The 1,315-nt window shown below is 44.0% G+C and carries 2 protein-coding genes; both read right to left on the reverse strand.

Going from position 1 to position 1,315, the window contains the following annotated elements:
* The coding region (locus A3739_RS27595) for an AMIN domain-containing protein (protein ID WP_231877172.1) at positions 1 to 1,188 on the reverse strand (1,188 nt) is incomplete at its 3' end.
* Positions 1,189 to 1,208: 20 nt separating this feature from the next.
* A complete protein-coding gene (locus tag A3739_RS31560) occupies positions 1,209 to 1,313 on the reverse strand; it encodes a pilus assembly protein PilP (RefSeq protein WP_369821127.1) in 105 nt (34 codons plus the stop codon).
* Positions 1,314 to 1,315: the final 2 nt, after the last annotated feature.

Consider the following 1,315-nt stretch of genomic DNA (forward strand, 5'->3'; position numbering starts at 1 on the left):
TGCTTTTGCATAATTGACTTGAATAATTTCCAAACGAACCGGAGCTAACTCTGCAACTTGCTTATTCGTCTCAATTTCAAGTTTTTCACGCGCTGAAATCTCTTCAGCTGGCGCAACAAGCATAACATTACCTGTCATGCGCTTATCTAAACCCTTAGTTTTTAGCACTAACTCAAGCGCTTGATCCCAAGGCACGTTTTGCAGACGCAAAGTAATGCTACCGCCAACAGTGTCACTCGCTACCAAGTTCAACCCAGTAAAGTCAGCAATCAACTGCAATACTGCACGAACTTCAATGTTCTGGAAGTTAAGAGAGAGCTTTTCGCCTGTGAAAGGAAATTTTTCTTTGCGACGCTCTTCTACTTCGTCTTCAGTAATTTTCTCAACGCTTACAACAAACTGATCGTCAGCTTGATACGCCAAGTAATCATAATTGCCGGTAGGCTTGATCACGATTTTGGCCTTACCATCTTCAATGTAAGACTCAATACGTGAAACAGGTGTTGCGAAGTCAACAACATCTAAACGCTGACGAAGGCTTTCCGGAAGCTCTGCATCAGAGATCAACAGCTGGATGTTGCCACCTACTTCACTCATGTCGATATCAGCAGATGGATTCGCTAGACCAATAATGACTTGACCATCGCCTTTCTCACCGCGACGAAAATCAATCGCTGTAATACCATTCCCTGAAGCAGACTGACTAACTGACGCATCGCTTTCAGCTGATGAATTTTCAGCTGCGGCTGAGCCAATCTTCAAAATCAGATCATTACCCTCAACAGAACTGGTGTAAGGTGCCATGGAATTTAGATCAACAACAAAGCGTGTAACAGCTTGGCCCGCATTATTTTTTGCTTCGATCACCGTCATACGGTGAGCGTTGCCGAGACCAAGCTCGTGATAACGCTTATCCAAACCATTTGTTGCGCCATCAACTGTAATTGAGATGTCTGCAGTCTGACCAATCGTAAAGATCTTTGGTTCTGCAGGAGGCTCATCAAAGCTCAGAACAATCTCAACTGTATCACCCGGCATCGATGCAAATTTCACATCCTGTAATACTGCCGCATTGGCCGCGGACATGAACATTGCCATGAACAAAGATAACGCTAATTTCGGCTGACCAAACATTTTCATTGCCCCAAAAACTCTAGATGTTTTAACTTTTTCATTTATTTGTTTCACTATTCGCACGCTCCCAATCACTATATATCTTCCAGCGTTACAGAGCGTGGACGCTCAATCCAACCACCATTCCCGTTCGGCACAATCTCAATCAGACTAATTCCAGCCTCTTGAATTGCTACCACAC

The organism is Oleiphilus sp. HI0067 (assembly GCF_001635735.1).